Below are 18,015 nucleotides of genomic sequence, written 5' to 3'. Positions count from 1 at the left end.
CACCAACTTCGGGTGTGACGGTGGGGCAGCAGGCCCGGCCGTCCTCAATTCTTTAACCCCGGCCGCCCATGATTTCGGTTATGCAGGGGTGCGGCTCGCGGCCGTGCCGCGACTGAAGGTCCAAGCTGCGAAAGGCGCCGGCCAGCCAGCAGCCAAATCCGAAGACAACGCGCGTGCAGCTTTATCTCCCGATCGCCGATATTCCGGTCAACGTGTTCCTCATCCTGGCGATGGGGGCAGCTGTGGGGTTCGTATCGGGGATGTTCGGCATCGGGGGAGGCTTCCTGATGACACCGCTGCTGATCTTTGTCGGCATCGCCCCGGCGGTTGCCGTTGCAACGGTCACTAGCCACATCGCGGCCTCATCTTTCTCCGGAGCGCTGTCCTACTGGCGCAAGCGGACAGTTGACCCAATGCTCGCGCTGGTTCTGCTGAGCGGCGGCATTATTGGAACCATATTCGGGGTCTGGACCTTCACGCGTCTGCGCTCGCTAGGGCAACTCGATCTTTTGATCGCGCTCTCCTACGTTGTGCTGCTGTCCGGCGTCGGCGCTGCGATGTCCTGGGAGGGGCTGCGCGCCATGCTTCGGTCCCGCAAAGGAGGGACCATTCCGCTGCGACGCGCGGGCGGCCATGGCTGGGTCCACGGCCTGCCGCTGAAAATCCGGTTCAAGCGCTCCAAGATTTACCTTTCGGCCATTCCGGTGATCGTCATCGGCCTCTTCATCGGCTTCATCGGTGCGATCATGGGCATCGGCGGAGGCTTCATTCTGGTGCCGCTGCTGATCTACCTGCTGCGCGTACCGACGTCGACTGTGATCGGTACCTCCATGATGCTCACCCTCATCACCATGACGTTCGCCACGGTGCTGCACGCCGCCACCAACCATCTCGTCGACGCCGTGCTGGCATTGATCCTGATGACCGGCGGTGTGACCGGCGCACAATTCGGCGCCCGGGCCGGGCAGCGCATCCGCGGCGAACACCTTCGGCTACTGCTCGGGCTGTTAATTCTGGCGGTCGGTGTTCGCTTCGCGATCGAACTGGGCATCCGACCCACCGATCTCTACGCCGTCCGCGAAGCGACGGGCGGCATATGAGGATGCGCGCAACATGGTCGGCCGGACTTGCCCTGTTGCTAGGGGTCATGCTCGGCGCGGACGATGCGCGCGCCGAGCACCTAATCGTCTCCGTATCGAACCATCGCGTCACCGTCACGCCGAACTATTCCGGCGAGGAACTGGTGCTGTTCGGCTCGATCGAGCGTGACGGCGGTGCGCCGCTTCCGTCCGCCGGCTACAATCTCGTCGTAACTGTCAGCGGCCCTCCCGCGGACATGATCACGCGCCGCAAGGAGCGGTGGTTCGGCATCTGGGTGAACGCCAATTCCCGGCAATTCCTCCAGGTTCCGGCCTATCTTGCGGTCTTCGCCGACCGGCCGCTGGACAAGATCGCCGCGCCGGACATCCTGCGCCAGCAGCGACTCGGACTAAACAACGTGCTGCTGACGCAGCGCGTCGGTCCCGACTACGCCGACGTGCTACCGAGCGATCCGTTCCGGCGCGCCTTCATAAGGCTGCGAAGCGAACAAGGGCTGTACCGCGAGAACACCTCGGCCGTGACTTTCCTGACCCCAACCCTGTTTCGTACCGGCATCCCGCTCCCGGCAGAGGTGCCGATCGGCACCTACACCATCGGAATCAAGCTGCTTGCCGGTGGCACGCTGATCGCAAAGACCGATACGGCGTTCGAAATCGTCAAGGTCGGTTTCGAGCAGTTCGTGGCCACCGCCGCCAAACAACACGGCCTGGTTTACGGCGTGGCGACGGCGCTTATGGCGTTGATGGCCGGCTGGATGGCATCGATCGTTTTCCGCAGAGACTGAGGGTCTTGGAGTCATATCCCTATAGCGCCCATGCGATCGCCATCGCCACTACACCGAACGCCATTATGGCGGTGGCGAGCCAACCGAGCCAATACAGCGGCCCCCCTACCCTAAAATTGCCCATGATCTCGTGGTGCCGCGCCACCAACATCAGCAGCACCATCACGGGCACCGCAAGCACACCGTTGATAACCGCGCTCCAGTAGAGCGCCTGGATGGGGTCTATGGGGGTGAAATTGAGGACAATTCCGATCGCCGCCGACAACGCCAGCACCGCGTAGAACGCAGCAGCCTCCTTTGGCTTGCGCGCCAGCCCGACCGGCCATCGTCGCCCCTCGCCAACGGCATAGGCCGCCGAACCCGCCAGCACCGGAATCGCCAGCAACCCGGTGCCGACAATGCCGAGCGCGAAAATCACTTCCGCGAACCGGCCCGCAATCGGCCGCAAGGCTTCTGCGGCCTGGGCCGATGTCTGGATGTCGGTCTTGCCGGTGGCATGGAAAGTCGCGGCGGCGGTGAGAATGATCGCGATCGCGATCAAGCTGGAGAAGGCCATCCCGACGATGGTATCGGCGCGGATGCGGTGGAATTCCTTTTGCGCGCCGTGATGCCTTTGGATCAGGGGCCGTTTTCGGGCATCGACACGCTGGTCTTCCGCTTCCTGCGAGGCCTGCCAGAAGAACAGATACGGCGAAATCGTCGTGCCGAGAATGGCCACGATGGTGGTGAGAAACGGCGCGCTGAACTCGACGCGCGGAATCAGCAATCCCGCAACCGCCTCACCCCAGGAGACATGCGCGACCGCGAGCGCGGCGACATAGGCGAACAGGCTCAGTGTCAGCCACTTCAGAACAGCGACATAGCGCGCGTAATCAAGAAAGATCTGCGCCACGACCGAGGTGATGCCGAACAGCAGCACGTAGGCAAAGGCGGGACCGCCGAACAGCAGCCTGGACGCATCCGCCATGGCGCCAAGGTCGGCGGCGACGTTGATGGTGTTAGCGATAAACAGCAGCGAGACGATGCCGTTCAGCAGGCTTGCGGGATAGTGGCGGCAGACGTTGCCAGCAATGCCGTGTCCGGTGACGCGACCAACCCGCGCGGAAATCTCCTGAATCGCTGCCATCAGGGGAAACGTCAGCAGCATCGTCCAGCTTGCTCCGTAGCCGAGCTGTGCACCCGTCTGGCTGTAGGTGCCGATGCCGGAGGGATCGTCGTCCGCGGCCCCGGTGATAAGGCCCGGCCCGAGCGTTTTGAAGACATCACGAAACGGCCGTAAAGGCGCACCTTTCATAGGTGGCTCGTTCCGGCGTCCACTTTCCATGTTATCCGCGCGTTGTCGCTCTTGAATGTGTGTCTTAGCTCCGACCGCGTTGACAACACGGACCGGCCGGTTCCGGTTCCCCGTCCGTCTGACGCCGCCGACGGCGAACGAGCGCCGCGCGGCATTGTCCGAGTGAAATGAGCCGCGGCGTCGCGGCTTTCAACAGCAGCGCGAGGCCGCGATCGCATGCATGTGGGCATAGCCGAGCACGTGCGCGGTGAAATCGGCCGAGAAGATTTTGGCGAACGCTCTGTCTCGGATGCTCAAGCCTCCCGCATAGGCGCCAAACGCCGGCATCACCATGCGCGCGCCATCGCTGGCGAAACAACGCCGCTCTATCGAACGACCCCGCGTCGAAACCCGCGCCTTGGGATGCAGATGACCTGCGATTTCGCCGAAAGCACCGGTCGGCTCATGGCGAAATACGATCTCACCCATCGCAACTTCTTCGGCGACAACGCCCCCGAGATCGGATGGCAACGCCGGATCGTGATTGCCCGAAATCCAGATCCAGTCGCGGCGCGCCTGCACAGCCGAAAGCGCCTCGCGGTCCAGTGCGGACAGGCGTTCATGCGCTTGGCTATCATGAAAGCTGTCGCCCAGCGCGATCACCGTACGCGGATCGAACCGTGCGATGACCGCAGCGAGACGACCGAGCGTCGCAACTGTATCATAGGGCGGCAGCAGCACGCCGCACATGGCAAAACTCGAACCCTTTTCGAGATGCAGGTCGGACACGACGAGCAAGCGTTCCCGTTCCCAGAACAGCGCGCCCGAAAGATCAGCCAGAAATTCGACGCCGCCGACAAGCACGGTCGCGCGGAACGGGACGTCGTTGATCGCAAGCACGCTCAAGAGATGATCCGAATCGGAAAGAGGCTCGTTGCTTTCATAGATCATGCGAACGATCTTCCGAAAAGAGCGGAGGCCATGGGAACACGGCAAATATGGACCGCGAGGACATCACCGCTCCATCGCCTCCTTGACGAGATCGTCGGCCGCTTCCGCGAGCAACTCGTCGGACGCCTCGCCATAAACCGCCTCGCGGCCGATTTCCAGCATCACCGGAACCGCCAGTGGCGAAATGCGATCGAGCGGCTTGTGGGTAATCCGGCCTTTGATCCGCGCCAGCATATCGCTCAAGCGGCGGATATCCAGCAGTCCGGTCGCAGCGTCGGCGCGGGCCGCTCGCAGCAGCACATGATCGGGTTGATGCTTGCGCAGCACATCGTAAACAAGATCGGTCGAGAACAAGACCTGCCGTCGGCTCTTTTCCGCCCCGGTGAAACGGCGGGCGATCAGGCCCGAAATGATTGCGCAATTGCGGAAGGTGCGCTTCATCAACGCGGATTCCGCAAGCCATGCCTCGAGATCATCACCCAGCATGTCCGGATCAAACAACGCATCGAGATCGAACCGGCGCTCCCGGATCATCGACGAAGCGTCCCCCAGCATCCAGATCGCGAGCGCATACTCGTTGGCGACAAAGCCAAGCGGTCGCGCACGCGCACGCTCCAATCGCCGCGTCAGCAACATGCCGAGAGTCTGGTGCGCAAGCCGGCCTTCGAACGGATAACAGACCAGATAATGCTTGTCGGCGCGCGGAAAGGTTTCAACGATCATCTCGCGCGCATGCGGCACACGCGAAAAATGTGACTGCAGCATCAACCATTCGCGCACCTGTTCCGGCAGGCCGCGCCATGCGCGCTTGTCGTCGAGCAGGTTGCGAACCCGCTCGGCCAGATAGGTCGAGAGCGGAAACTTGCCGCCCATGTAGGACGGCACCTTCGGGCTCTCGTCATTGGCACGCGAAACATAGACCTGATCCTCGGACAGCGCCTCGTAACGCACAATCTCGCCGCCGAACACGAAGGTGTCGCCGACGACGAGACCTTCAATGAAATATTCTTCGATCTCACCTAACATGCGGCCGCCACGCGCGATCGCGCCGGTCGAACCGGAACCGCCGTGCCGCGAGCGCACCAGCTTCACCTTCAGCATCGCCTCCTCGACGATGGTGCCGACGTTGAGGCGGTAGCTTTGTTTTACCTTCGGATTGGCGACGCGCCAGCGCCCCTCTTTGTCCTGCCGGATGCGGGCAAATCGTTCGTAGCTTTTCAGCGCATAGCCGCCGGTGGCGACGAAATCGATCACGCCGTCGAAATCAGCACGCGTCAGCGCCGCATAGGGTATGGCGGTTCGCACCTCGTCATAAAGCTCATCGGCGCGGAACGGCTCGCCGCAGGCGCAGCCCAGAACATGCTGCGCGAGCACATCGAGCGCACCGGAGCGCAACGGCGGCGTGTCCTGCGCATTTTCGTTGACCGCATCAATGGCGGCGCGGCATTCCAGCACTTCGAACCGATTAGCCGGCACTAAAACTGCGCGCGAGGCTTCATCAAGACGGTGATTGGCGCGGCCGATCCGCTGCATCAGCCGCGAGGCACCCTTGGGCGCACCAATATTGATGACGAGATCGACGTCGCCCCAATCGACGCCAAGATCCAGGGACGACGTGCAGACCACCCCGCGCAGCCGGCCATCCGTCATCGCCTGCTCCACCTTGCGGCGCTGCGCGACGTCGAGTGAGCCGTGATGCAGCGCGATGGCGAGACCGTCGTCGTTGATGCGCCAGAGATCCTGAAACAACATCTCAGCCTGGCTCCGGGTGTTGACGAACACCAGCGTGGTCCTGTTGCGCCTGATGAGATCGTAGATTTCAGTCAACGCATGACGCGCCGAATGTCCCGCCCACGGCAGCCGTTCGCTGGTATCCAGCATCTCGACAATTGGAGCGGCTGCGCCTTCGGCCTCGACAATGTCAGCCGAAACGGCCTTGCCTTCGGGCTGCGGCACCAGGAATCGCGCCAGCGACTCCGGTTCGGCCACCGTCGCCGACAAGCCGATCGTACGCATTCGCGGAGCGAGCAGCCACAGCCGGGCGAGCGCCAGTGACAACAGATCGCCTCGTTTCGAGGTCACCAGCGCGTGCAGTTCATCGAGCACAACGCGCCGCAACGACGAAAACAAAAACGGCGCATCGTCCGACGCCAGCAGAAGCGCGATCTGTTCAGGGGTAGTCAGCAAGATGTCCGGCGGATAACGCCGCTGCCGCTGCCGGCGTGACACCGGCGTATCGCCGGTGCGGGTCTCGACCCGGATCGGCAGATTCATCTCGGTGATCGGGGTTTCCAGATTGCGGGCGATATCGACCGCCAGCGCTTTCAGTGGAGAAATATAGAGGGTGTGAAGGTGCCTTCCCTCTCCCGCAAGGGGAGAGGGAGAAGAGATGTCCACCAGCGTGGGCAGAAATCCGGCCAGCGTCTTGCCCGCGCCGGTGGGGGCGATCAGCAGCGCCGAACGGCCGGCACGGGCCTTTCGCAGCAACGCCAGCTGGTGGGCACGCGGCGACCATCCCCGCGCCGCAAACCAGCGCAGAAAGCCGTCAGGCAGCAAGGGCTGCTTTTCGCGATCAGCGATTCCCACGCTCCGAGAAGGTAGGCCGTCCCGCCCGTCCGGTCGAGTTGGCGGGGATCGAAAGCGAATCAGCATCCCCCCGCAAACGGTCGGAGTGGGGTTCAGCGCGGCTTGGGAGGCGCGGACAAGCCGCGATAGGGTCCGGCATTGTTATGCCAGATGCTGATTTTGATGCTGATTTTGCAAGGTTTTCGCCGTCACCACATCATTCCCTATCAGGTGTGGCTACCGAACCACAGACAAGTTTCCCGCCGAAGCGTACAGTCTCGCGGTCATTTGCAGTCGGGGACCATCATAATGAAAATGAAAAAAATTCTGCTCGGCGTTCTGCTGGCCAGCACCGCGATGAGCGCCCAGGCGGCGGATCTTGCACCGCGGCCTTACACCAAGGCTCCGCCGATGGCTCCGGTCTATGACTGGACTGGCCTTTACTTCGGCGTGAACGCCGGCCTCGGGGTTGGTCGCAATCAAACCGTGCATAATTTTGGTCCCCCCGGGGCAATTTCGACGCATCTGCAGCCGCTCGGCGCGGTTGGCGGCGGCCAGATCGGCTACAATTGGCAGACCAATTCGTTCCTGGGCCCGATCGTATTCGGCGTCGAAGCTGACCTCCAAGGCGCCGACATGACCGACACCCGGACCAATTTTGTCGGCGCGCTCCAGTATAATCAGAGACTCAACTGGTTCGGCACGGCGCGCGGCCGCGTCGGTCTGGTTAACGGTCCGATGATGACCTACCTAACCGGCGGTTGGGCCTACGGTAACGTTGGCACCACAGTCATTCAAGGTGGCGTGCCGTCCGCGTTCGGCGGCGGACGCAGCGGCTGGACCTGGGGCAGCGGCGTCGAAGCCGCGCTCGGCGGCAACTGGACCGGCAAGATCGAGTACCTTTATCTCGATCTGGGTAACCAAGCCTTCGCAGGTCTTCCCGGTCAGGCGCTGCGTTCCGAGCTGCACGAGAATATCTTCCGCGCCGGCGTGAACTATCGCATCGGCGGCCCCGGCAGCCCGTACGTACCGACAGTCACGGCAAACTGGAACGGCCTGTATATCGGCGGCAATGCCGGCGGCGGACTCGGTCGCAACCGCAACACCATCTCCGATGCGGCTGGAAATCCGCTCGCCCGATTCAATCTCGCGCCCAGCGGCTTCATCGGCGGCGGCCAGATCGGCTACAACTGGCAGGCTGGTAACATCGTCTTTGGCCTCGAGACCGACTTCCAGGGCTCGACCCTGGAGGACAACAAGACCTGCTTCGGCTGCGTGCCGGGGGCTTCTGTCAATTTCAATTCGAAGCTGCAGTGGTTTGGCACCGCGCGCGGCCGCCTCGGCTACGCCATCGGACCCTCGATGTTCTACGCGACCGGCGGTTTCGCCTATGGCAACGTCAAGACTGCGCTCAACAATTTTAGCTTCTCCAACACCCGCACCGGCTACACCGTGGGCGGTGGCATCGAGACGCCGCTTCCCATCGTGAACCTGTTCGGCGGCCCCCTGTTCGGGCCGAACTGGACCTCAACGACGGAATATCTCTACGTCGATCTCGGCCGTTCACGATTCAATATCGGTGGCGGGCCGTTCGTAATGAGCACCGGCGCGGAGGAGCACATCTTCCGCACCGGCCTGAACTATCACTTCAATACGCCGACGGTCGCAAACTACTGATCGGAAAAGGCCAGGGTTTCAAAGTCCTGGTCTGACGGAACAAATCTTGGGGGAGTGGGCAAGAAAGCCGCATCGCATCGCGATGCGGCTTTCTTCATGAACCGGTCGCGAGCGAAGTGGAATCCGGTTCGCGTGAAAAAAACGCGTCAAATCAAAGACTCTAGCCAGGCGGCGCTCTTGCTCCGCGACCGAAGCTCTGCGGATGCGCTGTCCTTGCGCAAGGCCTTACGATCGTAATATGCGGCACGGTACGGGTCCGGCCAAAGGCAGTCCGTTATTCGGCGGAAGCGGAAATAGCCCTCGCGCCATAACCCCATCACCTGATCCAAGCCCCTTTGGGGCCGACCTTCTCGCCATTACCGAGTCCGATCACGCCGTCCGTTTCGGGACCGCGACCTTCGAGCTTGTCGCTCCGGATCTCGCCGGATGACTCGGAGCTTCGGAGCGCTGGAATGGCGACGTTTCTGGTCCTGGAATTGGCGGGAGCGTCGCAGGCCATGCCTATGCCGATCCTGAACCAGATTTGGCCAGCTGATCGCTTCATAGAAGAAAAATCGATCTATCTGGCGCCGCGACGGGCCGCCGCACTTGCGCGCCCTGATACGCAATTCCCATGTTCTGGATGCCGGCCACCAAATCCGGTGAGGGTTTCGAGAGGTTTAATGAACTATTTCCGTACTGCGATCCTGCTGGCGGGGCTCACCGGCCTGTTCATGGGCGTGGGCTATTTGATCGGCGGCGCCAGCGGCGCGACGATAGCGCTCGTCGTCGCCGCCGCGACCAATATCTTCGCTTATTGGAACTCCGACCGCATGGTGTTGTCGATGTACGGCGCACATGAGGCCGATGCCGGCACCGCGCCAGACCTGCACCGGCTGGTGTCCGAGCTTGCTGCGCGTGCCAGCCTGCCGATGCCGCGCGTGTTCGTGATGGACAAACCGCAGCCCAACGCTTTTGCCACCGGCCGCAATCCGGAGAATGCCGCCGTGGCGGTGACGACGGGACTGATGCAGTCGCTCAGCCGCGAGGAACTGGCCGGCGTGATCGCGCATGAACTTGCGCATATCAAACATCACGACACGTTGCTGATGACCATTACTGCGACCTTCGCGGGCGCGATCTCGATGCTGGCGCAGTTCGGCATGTTCTTCGGTGGTAACCGCGACAACAACGGCCCCGGTATCATCGGCTCGCTGGCGATGATGATCCTCGCGCCGCTCGGAGCCATGCTGGTGCAAATGGCGATCAGCCGCACCCGCGAATACGCCGCCGACGAGATGGGCGCGCGCATCTGCGGCCAGCCGATGTGGCTCGCTTCGGCACTGGCCAAGATCGACAATGCCGCGCATCAGATCCCAAACATGGAGGCGGAGCGCGTGCCCGCGACCGCGCACATGTTCATCATCAACCCACTGTCGGGACACGGTATGGATAACCTGTTCGCGACTCATCCCTCGACCGAAAACCGCATCGCCGCATTGCAGAAGCTCGCCGGGCAGTCCGGCGAAGGTCTTGCCCCCCGCGCGGCGCCTGACTCCCGCGGCCCCTGGAACAGTGGCCCTCGCCGGGGTCCGTGGGGTTAAGGAGCCGCAGTCCGTCAAGTATTGAGCAACGGTAATCAGCGCGGTCGGGCGAGTCCGACGGCGCACGTCCATCGACTCCTTTTCCCCAGCGATCCTTCGACACGATAGTCCCTTGTCAGAGAACAGCCAATCGGCTTGGTGTGATGCTTTGCCATGGAGATTTCATAGAATGCTCAAGCAGATTGCCATGCTGACTGTTGCGATCGGTTTATTCGGTGCGACCGCGGCTCGCGCCGACGCTGTCATTCCAACCAAGGATATTGCCGGCGCCAGGGATAACGCGCTGCTGAAGCGTTACGACGGCTCGTTCATCGTGAGCTATGAGCGCCTCGCCTTCACCGATTTCAAGGTGCCGCTGTCAAGGCTTGAGAAGGCGGGCGACGATCAGCGCGATCGGATGAACAATCAGGTGTTCAAACCGAAAAAGGAAATCGAAATCGAGGGCGCGCGCACTCGTATTGCCTATCTGCTACCGGCCGGACGCTCGCCGCTGGAGGTGTTGCGCAACTATCAGGACGTCGTGAAGGAGGCCGGTGGCGAAATCCTCTACACTTGCAAGAAGGAAGAATGCGGCGGCGATCCCGAGCGCTCCAGCGAGGGCGGCGGCGGCGAAATGAGCCTCATGATGTATTTCGTTTACGCAAACCAGCTGAAGGACGCCGACTTTTCAAACGGCAAATGCGCGCTGACATCCCATGTCGACGATCAGCGGTTCTTCGCTGCGAAGATCCCGCAAGGCGGCGGCGATGCCTATGTCACCGTGCAAACCTTTCAGGTCGAGGACAACCTGTACTGCAAGGCATTTAATGAACGAACCGTGGCGCTGGTCCATATTGTCGAACCCAAGCCCCGCGAACAAAAGATGGTCGTGGTTAAGGCCGAGGAGATGGCGCGGAGCATCGGTACGACCGGCCGAGTCGCGCTCTACGGCATCTTCTTCGACACCGACAAAGCCGAGCTCAAACCCGAGTCCGGCCTCACGCTGGCCGAGATCGCAGGTCTGCTCAAGAACGACCCGAAGCTCGCGGTGCTGATCGTCGGCCACACCGACAATCAGGGCGCGTTCGACCACAACCTCGACCTGTCGCGGCGCCGGGCCGAGGCGGTAGTGAAGGTGTTGGCGGCAAACCACGGGATCGATCCGAAGCGGCTGCGCGCAGCCGGCGTCGGCATGATGGCGCCCGCCGCCTCGAATGACGCCGACGACGGCCGAGCCAGGAATCGCCGGGTGGAAGTGGTCAAGCTGAACTGACGGCTGTCCGTCCGCCGCGAGAGCGGGGCGCGACGTCGGCTCCGGGGGCGCCGGCGTCACATCCGCAAAAAAATAATTGGAACCAAAGGGAGGACAGCGCGTTCTGTGCCGATTGTGACCCGGTATGCGGCGTCATTGGGGTCACCCCTCCCGACGGGCTACCTAACAAAACTTGTCCATCAATGTTTGAGAAGGAAGGTGTCAGTTCCGGAGCCTTTCTCGCCGGAGGCGGGGAGATGGGTGATTTGACGCGCCGATTCGATTGGGCCTCTACATCGGTCGGCGCTTCCGATACCTGGCCCCAGAGTCTGCGCACGGCAGTCCGGATCATGCTGAACACCAACCACCCGATGTTCATCTGGTGGGGGCCGGACCTGATCCAGTTCTATAATGATGCCTATCGGCAGACCATGGGACCGGAGCGGCATCCCAGCGCGCTCGGGCAGAAGGGCAAAGAGTGCTGGACCGAGATCTGGGACATCATCGGCCCCCAGATCGAGCACGTCATGGCCGGCAGCGGCGCGACGTGGCATGAGGAGCAGCTTGTTCCGGTCACGCGGCACGGCAGGTTGGAGCAGGTCTATTGGACCTACGGCTTCAGCCCCATCGATAACGATGAAGGTGTTGGAGGCGTGCTCGTCGTATGCCGCGATGTCACGCGTGAACATTTTGCCAGACTTGCCTTGCAGGAGCGGGAGACCGAGCTCGCGCGCGTGCAGGCGATTGGACGGATCGGCGGCCTCGAAGTCGATCTGCGCACCGGGCATCGCAGTCGCAAGTCGCCCGAGTATTTGAAGATACATGGCCTTCCGCCCGAAGCCGTCCACGAGAATCGTGAAGACTGGCTTCGCCGCGTTCATCCCGACGATCGCGCGGTCGCCGAAGGGCAGTTCATCGATGCGGTGCGGGGCGGTGATCGCGAGTACGCGGTACGCTACCGTATCATCCGGCCGAGCGACGGCGCGACACGCTGGATTTCCGCCCGATCAGTGATCGAGCGCGATGCGGAGGGGAAAGCGCTCCGTCTGTTCGGCGCGCACATCGATGTCACCGACCAGGTCGAAGCGGAGCGTTCGATCCGCGAGCGCGAACAGGAATTTCGTACGCTTGCAGAGGCGCTGCCGCATCACGTCTGGACCGCCACGTCCGACGGCTCATTTAACTGGTTCAATCAACGCTTCTACGACTATGTCGGTAAAAAACCGGGCGAACTCAGCGGCTACGACTGGAGTAAGATCGTCCATCCGGAGGACGCATCGGCCGCTGCCGCCGCAAGAACCCGCGCGGTGAACAGCGGCGAACCCTATGAGATCGAGTTTCGGCTGCGGAGGTCTGACGGCAGCTATCACTGGTTTCTATCCCGCGCGGTGCCGGCGCGCGATGACGACGGTCGTATCACCCGCTGGATCGGCACCAACACCGACGTCCACGATCAGAAGCGGATCGCGGCAAAACTCGCCGAGTTGAATGCGACGCTCGCCGAGCGCGTCGAAGAAAAAACCCGCGAGCGTGACCGAATCTGGAACGTGTCCCGGGACTTGCTGCTCGTCATGGACCAGAACGGTATCTGGCGCTCCGTCAATCCTGCCTGGACCAGGACGCTCGGCTGGAGCGAAGCCGAGCTGATGGAGCGCACCGCCGAATGGATCGAGCATCCCGAAGATATCGTTAAGACCCGAGTTGAGGTCCGCCGCCTTGCACGCGGCAAGGCTACCGTTCGATTCGAAAACCGGCTTCGTCACCAGGACGGCTCGTACCGGTGGCTGTCCTGGACCGCTGTTCCGGATCAGGACCTGATTTACGCCGTGGCGCGCGATGTCACTGCCGAGAAGGCGGCTGCCGAACGGTTGCGGGCGGCCGAAGAAGCGCTACGTCAATCGCAGAAGATGGAAGCAGTCGGCCAGTTGACCGGCGGCATCGCCCACGACTTCAACAACCTGCTCACCGGCATCGTGGGCTCGCTGGATTTATTGCAGACGCGCCTCAATCAGGGGCGGACCGATCGCGCGGGACGCTACATCGAGGCCGCAATGACCTCCGCCAATCGGGCCGCGGCGCTGACGCACCGCCTGCTGGCGTTCGCCCGCAGACAGCCCCTGGTGCCGAAGCCGGTCAATGCCAACCAGCTGATCCTCTCGCTGGAAGACTTGTTGCGCCGGACGATCGGCGAGACCATTGAGCTGAAAATCGCCCCATCAAAACAGCTCTGGCCGACGCTGTGCGACCCCAATCAGCTCGAAAGCGCGCTGCTCAATCTCGCGATCAATGCACGGGACGCCATGCCCAGCGGCGGCAGGCTCACGATTACCACGGCGAACGTGACCCTCGAGGCCATCGAGTCCGGGGCCTCCGCCAAGCAACCGGGCGACTATATCTGCATCACCGTCGCCGACACTGGAACAGGCATGACCGCCGATATAGCGGCGCGCGCCTTCGATCCATTCTTCACCACCAAGCCGATCGGACAGGGTACCGGACTCGGCCTGTCGATGATCTACGGATTCGCCCGGCAATCGAATGGCCACATCGCACTCGACACCGTGCCGGAACGAGGCACATCGATCAGCCTGTCTCTGCCGCGCCATGATAGCATTGCCGAGGCTCATCAGGCGTCTCCCGTGAACAGGATCACCGCGACCGGGGAGACCGTGCTGGTGGTCGAGGATGAACCGGTCGTGCGCAGCATCATTGTCGAAATGCTGCACGATCAAGGTTATGTCACACGCGAGGCCGCGGACGGAGCGGCGGGCTTGCGGATCCTGCAACTGGACACTCCCGTCGATCTCCTGCTCACCGACATCGGGCTTCCGGGCATGAACGGACGCCAACTGGCGGATCAGGCGCGGGAACTCCGGCCAGATTTGAAAATCCTCTTTATGACCGGCTATGCCGACAATGCCGCAAACGCCAAAGGCTTCCTCAGGCCCGGCATGGACATGATCACCAAGCCGTTCGATCTCAGCCATCTTTCGCAGCGTGTCCGCGACATCATTTCCCGCTGATATCGGCTTGCGAGATGTGTGTCGGCACCATCCATCATCCATCGCCGTGGAGAGTGGCGGCGGTCCTGCGCATGGCGTGATCCGTTCTGTGTCGAGACCGACAGGCGATCACTCTTGGTCTCGAACCTGAGAGGAGTCACACGTTGCCGGTCAGGAACGGATTGCTTGCGCGCTCGTAGCCGATGGTCGACCCCGGACCATGTCCGCAGATGAAAGCAACGTCATCCCCAAGCGGCAACAGCTTGTCGGTAATCGACTTGATCAGCATGGCATGGCTGCCGCCTGGCAAGTCGGTGCGGCCGACGGAACCGTTGAACAACACGTCGCCGACATGCGCAAAGCGCATCTCCGGGCTGAAAAAAACCACGCTTCCCGGCGAATGGCCGGGACAATGAAGCACATCGAATGCAAGTTGGCCGAACTCGACCCGGTCGCCCTCCTCGAGCCAGCGGTCCGGGACAAAATTGCGCATTCCGGTCATGCCGTAGTGGCATCCGCTTTCGACGACATGGTCGAGCAGGAACTTGTCGGCGATATGCGGACCCTCGATGGGGACCTTCAGCACGTCGCGCAACTCCGCGGCGCCGCCCACATGATCAATATGGCCGTGCGTCAGCCAGATCCGTCCGACGCTCACACCGGCCTTTTTAATGGCGGCCCTGACAAGCGGAATATCGCCTCCAGGATCGATCACCACCCCATCCTTGGTGGCTTCGCACCACAACAGGGTGCAGTTCTGTCGGAACGGCGTCACCGGGATGATGGTGGCGCCGACTTTGGTGCTGCTTTGGTCGTCCCGGCTCATACGCGCACAATGCCGATTTTTACGGCCTCGCCAAGCGATTTAACGTCATCACCGGCGACACACCGAGCCTAGCGCGTACTCCGCAAAGGTGGATACCGTTTTGCGGTCAGAGTACGCACACGTTATTGATTAAGAGCATTTTCGTACGGCTAACCGGATTCCACTTAGCTGGAAAATGCTCTAAGCCCTTCCGCTTCTGACGGAATCAGAAGTAGTGTTCTATGGTTTTGATTTGACTCGTTTTCTTCACGCGAACCGGCACCCACGTCGCTCGAAGACGCTATAGTCGCATGGAAACGAATACCGCTCACATCGCCTTTGTGGCCCTGCCGGATCGCCGCCAGTCGGAGACCGCGCTGGCGATCGCGCGCGGGACCGGCAGACTTTTGCGATCGCTTGGATTTGCGTGTCTCAGCGAATTGTCGCTTCCGTCCGGGCGCCGTGCCGATCTCGTTGCAGTGAATGCACGCGGCGAGATCTGGATCGTCGAGATCAAGTCATCGGCCGAGGATTTGCGTGCGGACAGGAAGTGGCAGGATTACCGAGAGCATTGTGATCGCCTGTTCTTCGCTTTCACGCGCGATCTGCCGTGCGATATTTTCCCCGGCGATACGGGGCTAATCGTTGCAGACGCCTATGGCGCCTACTTGCATTGCGAGGCGCCCGAGCACCGCCTGTCGGCACCGACGCGCAAGGCGATGATGCTGCGCTTCGGGATCGCGGCGGCGCAACGTCTCAATCGCCTGGCCGATCCGCAGGGCTACACCGACGGTGAATTTTAAAGCATGAATGTGACTCGAGGGCGGCGCCAGCGCAAGGCGATAAGCCACTTCGCTCGAAACGCTGCGTCTGACTTAAAGCTGAACGGCTGTCGCCCCTTGAACGGAGGATAACAATTCAGTCTCAGCGAGGCGCGCGTTTCGCCAGAATACGTTGCAGCGTGCGGCGGTGCATGTTGAGCCGCCGCGCCGTTTCCGACACGTTACGACTGCACATCTCGTAAATGCGCTGAATGTGTTCCCAGCGCACGCGATCGGCGGACATTGGATTCGGCGGCAACTCGGATTTTTCTGTACCGCTGGCAAGCAGCGCTGCGACCACGTCGTCGGCGTCGGCAGGCTTGGACAGATAATCGATCGCCCCCATCTTCACCGCCGTCACAGCGGTCGCGATGTTGCCGTAGCCGGTTAGCACGATCGCTCGAGCATCGGGCCGCTCGCGCTTAAGCGCTGACACAACGTCGAGGCCATTGCCATCGCCCAGCCGCAAATCGACCACGGCAAAAGCCGGCGCGGACTTTCCGATATGCGCAAGACCATCAGAGACGCTGCCGCATGAGGTCACAGTGAAGCCGCGCGTTTCCATGGCGCGCGACAGCCGCTCCAGAAACGGTTTGTCATCCTCAACGATAAGCAGCGAGCGGTCGGCTTGCGGGATAACGTCGGGGGTGGCGTTCACATTGATACCTCGCGTGATTGGTCTGAAATCATATGATCGCTGAACACCGCACCGCAAGCAATTGTTGCCCAAATCCACGGCCGCGATCTCTATCCTATTGTCTCCGCAATCGTTTTTGCTGTTTCAAAACGGACACGTGGCCACACAATCCTGACCACCGCGCCATGCTCAGGAAACTTTCGGTTCTTGAATGATACCTTAGCGCCGGTTCGCTCCAGCAAGGTTCGGGCGATAAAAATTCCAAGACCCAGTCCTGTACGTCCGCCCTGGGCATCGCCGGCGTTGCGACGGCGCGACAGATAAGGCTCGCCGATCCTCTTCAGAATGTCGGGGACAATGCCCGGTCCGTCGTCCGCAATGACGATCTCAACATTGTCTCTGTCCCACCAGGCATTCACTTCGACCGCGCTGCGGGCGAAGTCGACGGCGTTCTCGAGAATGTTGCCGACGCCGTAAAGGATCGCGGGGTTACGCATGCCGACCGGTTCGTGGTCACCTGCGGCCTCGATCCGGGTCTTGATGTCGATGCCGAAGTCACGATGCGGGGCAACGGTTTCCTCAATCAGCGTCGACAGCGGCATACGATCGAAGGGCGCGCCAGATGAGGACAGTTGCGCGATCTTGGCGAGAATATCGCGGCAACGCTGCGCCTGCTCCCGTACGATCCCGAGATCGCCGGCGAGCCGTTGTGGATCCTGAGCGCCATTCTCCTGCAAGGCTTTTTCCAGCTCGCGCGAAATCAGAAAGATGGTTGAGAGCGGTGTTCCGAGTTCGTGGGCGGCCGCGGCAGCAAGGCCGTCGATCTGGGTCAGATGCTGTTCGCGGGTCAGCACCAGTTCGGTCGCCGCCAGGGCGTCGAACAGCTTGCGCGCCTGCTCCGTCACCTGGAATGTGTAAAGGCTCGTGACACCGATCGCCAGGACGATCGATAGCCAGACTCCTATGAGATAGATCGGCGGCAAGACGAGCGGATTGGACGCATCCCACGGCAGTGGCAAATGCGTGAAGCCCAGGACCGTCGCGCAGGCGACCGCGAAGCCGCCGAGCGCCATGGTCATTTGCGTCGGCAAGGCGGTGGCCGAGATCAGTACCGGCGCCAGAAACAGATAGGAGAATGGATTCTGCAAACCGCCGGTGAAGAACAGCAGGGCGGCTAGTTGAGCAATGTTCAGCGCAAGCAGCGTTGCCGCATGCCATGGCTCGAGCCGCTTCATCGGATTGAAGCTGACTTGCAAAGCGAGATTGAGTAGCGACGACAACCCGACGATCGTCAAACAGGGAGCGGTTGGCAGATCGAACTCAAGTCCCTGCTCGACAACGAAGATCGCCGCGAGCTGCCCCAATACCGCAAGCCACCGCAGCCGCAAAAGAGTGTCCAGCCGGACGTAGCGGCGGGGATGGCGGAAATCGGAAGCAGCAACGTCGGTCATTCTCGAAGACTAGAGCATCATTCTGAAAGGTGAGAACTGCTTTCGGAGAAGACATCTTAAAATAAAATGCGGAGCCGGCTTTCATTTCATGGGACCGGGCCAAGCCCGCATGAAATTTCCGAGACTGATAACAC

At 61.7% G+C, this 18,015-nt stretch carries 14 protein-coding genes; 7 read left to right on the top strand and 7 right to left on the bottom strand.

Going from position 1 to position 18,015, the window contains the following annotated elements; all coding sequences use genetic code 11:
* The first annotated feature begins 173 nt into the window (after window positions 1-173).
* Both AC1RT6_RS14545 and AC1RT6_RS14540 read left to right on the top strand, forming a co-directional pair.
* Window positions 174-1,100 (top strand): sulfite exporter TauE/SafE family protein, encoded by a 927-nt coding sequence (locus AC1RT6_RS14545; RefSeq protein WP_079445279.1) that lies wholly within the window; start codon window positions 174-176, stop codon window positions 1,098-1,100.
* Window positions 1,101-1,102: 2 nt separating this feature from the next.
* A complete protein-coding gene (locus tag AC1RT6_RS14540; protein WP_079445303.1) occupies window positions 1,103-1,885 on the top strand; it encodes a TIGR02186 family protein in 783 nt (260 codons plus the stop codon).
* A 19-nt stretch (window positions 1,886-1,904) separates the two neighbouring features.
* Here AC1RT6_RS14540 and AC1RT6_RS14535 read toward each other — a convergent pair whose 3' ends face one another.
* From AC1RT6_RS14535 to AC1RT6_RS14525, 3 genes are all read right to left on the bottom strand, one after another.
* Window positions 1,905-3,179, bottom strand: coding sequence for an NRAMP family divalent metal transporter (locus AC1RT6_RS14535; protein ID WP_244553369.1), 1,275 nt, complete (start codon window positions 3,177-3,179; stop codon window positions 1,905-1,907).
* 189 nt (window positions 3,180-3,368) lie between these two features.
* Window positions 3,369-4,109 (bottom strand): ligase-associated DNA damage response endonuclease PdeM, encoded by a 741-nt coding sequence (gene pdeM, locus AC1RT6_RS14530; RefSeq protein ID WP_079445277.1) that lies wholly within the window; start codon window positions 4,107-4,109, stop codon window positions 3,369-3,371.
* Window positions 4,110-4,172: 63 nt separating this feature from the next.
* Window positions 4,173-6,695: a ligase-associated DNA damage response DEXH box helicase gene (locus AC1RT6_RS14525; RefSeq protein ID WP_079445276.1), complete on the bottom strand. Its 2,523-nt coding sequence runs from the start codon at window positions 6,693-6,695 to the stop codon at window positions 4,173-4,175.
* A gap of 294 nt (window positions 6,696-6,989) precedes the next feature.
* Here AC1RT6_RS14525 and AC1RT6_RS14520 point away from each other — a divergent pair, with 294 nt between their 5' ends.
* Window positions 6,990-8,351, top strand: coding sequence for an outer membrane protein (locus AC1RT6_RS14520; protein ID WP_079445302.1), 1,362 nt, complete (start codon window positions 6,990-6,992; stop codon window positions 8,349-8,351).
* A 316-nt stretch (window positions 8,352-8,667) separates the two neighbouring features.
* On the opposite strand, the gene AC1RT6_RS14515 is transcribed toward AC1RT6_RS14520, so the two are convergent.
* Window positions 8,668-8,850, bottom strand: a complete 183-nt coding sequence (locus tag AC1RT6_RS14515; RefSeq protein WP_139372802.1) for a hypothetical protein — start codon at window positions 8,848-8,850, stop codon at window positions 8,668-8,670.
* Between the two features lie 163 nt (window positions 8,851-9,013).
* Here AC1RT6_RS14515 and htpX point away from each other — a divergent pair, with 163 nt between their 5' ends.
* The 3 genes from htpX (at window position 9,014) to AC1RT6_RS14500 (ending at window position 14,188) form a co-directional block, all read left to right on the top strand.
* A complete protein-coding gene (gene htpX, locus AC1RT6_RS14510) occupies window positions 9,014-9,934 on the top strand; it encodes a zinc metalloprotease HtpX (RefSeq protein ID WP_079445273.1) in 921 nt (306 codons plus the stop codon).
* Window positions 9,935-10,103: 169 nt separating this feature from the next.
* A complete protein-coding gene (locus tag AC1RT6_RS14505; protein ID WP_472791039.1) occupies window positions 10,104-11,186 on the top strand; it encodes an OmpA family protein in 1,083 nt (360 codons plus the stop codon).
* A gap of 182 nt (window positions 11,187-11,368) precedes the next feature.
* Window positions 11,369-14,188 (top strand): hybrid sensor histidine kinase/response regulator, encoded by a 2,820-nt coding sequence (locus AC1RT6_RS14500; RefSeq protein ID WP_079445271.1) that lies wholly within the window; start codon window positions 11,369-11,371, stop codon window positions 14,186-14,188.
* 136 nt (window positions 14,189-14,324) lie between these two features.
* Here the strand turns inward: AC1RT6_RS14500 and AC1RT6_RS14495 are convergent, their stop codons facing one another.
* Window positions 14,325-14,993, bottom strand: a complete 669-nt coding sequence (locus AC1RT6_RS14495) for an MBL fold metallo-hydrolase (protein WP_079445270.1) — start codon at window positions 14,991-14,993, stop codon at window positions 14,325-14,327.
* Between the two features lie 290 nt (window positions 14,994-15,283).
* Between AC1RT6_RS14495 and AC1RT6_RS14490 the strand changes: the two genes are divergently transcribed.
* Entirely contained in the window at window positions 15,284-15,775 is a 492-nt protein-coding gene (locus tag AC1RT6_RS14490; RefSeq protein WP_079445269.1) for an MmcB family DNA repair protein, read from the top strand.
* Between the two features lie 121 nt (window positions 15,776-15,896).
* On the opposite strand, the gene AC1RT6_RS14485 is transcribed toward AC1RT6_RS14490, so the two are convergent.
* Window positions 15,897-16,451, bottom strand: coding sequence for an ActR/PrrA/RegA family redox response regulator transcription factor (locus AC1RT6_RS14485; protein WP_079445268.1), 555 nt, complete (start codon window positions 16,449-16,451; stop codon window positions 15,897-15,899).
* An 89-nt stretch (window positions 16,452-16,540) separates the two neighbouring features.
* Window positions 16,541-17,881, bottom strand: coding sequence for an ActS/PrrB/RegB family redox-sensitive histidine kinase (locus AC1RT6_RS14480; RefSeq protein WP_309774372.1), 1,341 nt, complete (start codon window positions 17,879-17,881; stop codon window positions 16,541-16,543).
* Window positions 17,882-18,015: the final 134 nt, after the last annotated feature.

This window comes from Nitrobacter sp. MLSD-S21 (assembly GCF_058809865.1).
The sequence above is the reverse complement of the archived record's forward strand: the minus strand, read 5'-3'. Positions and strand labels throughout refer to the sequence as shown.

Bases quoted from the DNA above. Each gene is read 5' to 3' on its own strand.
- AC1RT6_RS14480 (WP_309774372.1), bottom strand. From the start codon at position 17,881: ATGACCGACGTTGCTGCTTCCGATTTCCGCCATCCCCGCCGCTACGTC.
- AC1RT6_RS14495 (WP_079445270.1), bottom strand. From the start codon at position 14,993: ATGAGCCGGGACGACCAAAGCAGCACCAAAGTCGGCGCCACCATCATC.
- htpX (WP_079445273.1), top strand. From the start codon at position 9,014: ATGAACTATTTCCGTACTGCGATCCTGCTGGCGGGGCTCACCGGCCTG.
- AC1RT6_RS14490 (WP_079445269.1), top strand. From the start codon at position 15,284: ATGGAAACGAATACCGCTCACATCGCCTTTGTGGCCCTGCCGGATCGC.
- AC1RT6_RS14515 (WP_139372802.1), bottom strand. From the start codon at position 8,850: ATGGCCTGCGACGCTCCCGCCAATTCCAGGACCAGAAACGTCGCCATT.
- AC1RT6_RS14505 (WP_472791039.1), top strand. From the start codon at position 10,104: ATGCTCAAGCAGATTGCCATGCTGACTGTTGCGATCGGTTTATTCGGT.
- pdeM (WP_079445277.1), bottom strand. From the start codon at position 4,109: ATGATCTATGAAAGCAACGAGCCTCTTTCCGATTCGGATCATCTCTTG.
- AC1RT6_RS14535 (WP_244553369.1), bottom strand. From the start codon at position 3,179: ATGAAAGGTGCGCCTTTACGGCCGTTTCGTGATGTCTTCAAAACGCTC.
- AC1RT6_RS14520 (WP_079445302.1), top strand. From the start codon at position 6,990: ATGAAAAAAATTCTGCTCGGCGTTCTGCTGGCCAGCACCGCGATGAGC.
- AC1RT6_RS14500 (WP_079445271.1), top strand. From the start codon at position 11,369: ATGTTTGAGAAGGAAGGTGTCAGTTCCGGAGCCTTTCTCGCCGGAGGC.
- AC1RT6_RS14540 (WP_079445303.1), top strand. From the start codon at position 1,103: ATGCGCGCAACATGGTCGGCCGGACTTGCCCTGTTGCTAGGGGTCATG.